Annotated in this window: 1 protein-coding gene; it reads left to right on the top strand. The window is 52.5% G+C overall.

Translation table 11 applies throughout. From position 1 onward, the window contains the following. Positions 1-607 (top strand): uroporphyrinogen decarboxylase family protein (locus tag HW443_RS12360; RefSeq protein ID WP_275942771.1); only part of this gene is annotated, 607 nt, incomplete at its 5' end. Positions 608-746 lie beyond the last annotated feature (139 nt).

Here is a 746-nt window from a genome sequence, read left to right as displayed (position 1 = left end):
CATTGCTGATTATCTGGTGGGGCGTCAAAAGGAGAGCCTTCTCACCTATCTCAGAGAGGACCCTCAGTCTCTACACCAGGGGCTGGCTGTAATCGCTGAAACCTATGCCAAATATGTCCAGCTCTGTCTGGAGAGAGGGGTGAGCGGTATTTTCTTCGCCATATCCGGCTGGGCCAGCCGGGATCTTCTGACCGAGGAGGAATATGCTGAATTTGGATTGCGCTATGACCTTAAGGTGCTGACAGCCATCCATGATGGTGCTTTCTTTAACATTCTCCATATATGTGGTAACAATACCTACTTTGATCTTCTATCCAACTACCCCGCTCAGGCCATTAACTGGACAGTTGCTCTGCCGGGCAACCCCAGCTTAAGGGAAGGGCTTCACCGGACTGACAAAGCGGTAATGGGGGGAGTGGACCAGAATACCACTCTCAAAGATGGGAGGCCTGAGCAAGTGGTGGCTGAGGTATGTCGGGCTATTGAGCAGACTCAGGGACTACGTCTTTTCCTGGCTCCTGGTTGTTCTATCTCTCCTCAGGTTCCGGAGACCAATTTGAGGGCAGCCAGGAGAGCCAGGGATAATTTCGGGGCTGGAAAATGTTAGTTCCAAGGGAGCCCGGTGTGGCGCCAGGACAAAATCTTTGGGCCGGGGAAAAGGGTGTGAAGAATAAGAGTGGCAGAGAGAAGATAAAAGTGCTGGGCATTGCCGCCAGCCCCAGGCGAGGGGGTAATACCGATATTCT

It is taken from the genome of Candidatus Hakubella thermalkaliphila (assembly GCF_013281975.1).
GTDB classification, from domain to species: domain Bacteria; phylum Actinomycetota; class Humimicrobiia; order Hakubellales; family Hakubellaceae; genus Hakubella; species Hakubella thermalkaliphila.
This window is presented reverse-complemented; position numbering and strand designations above follow the sequence as displayed.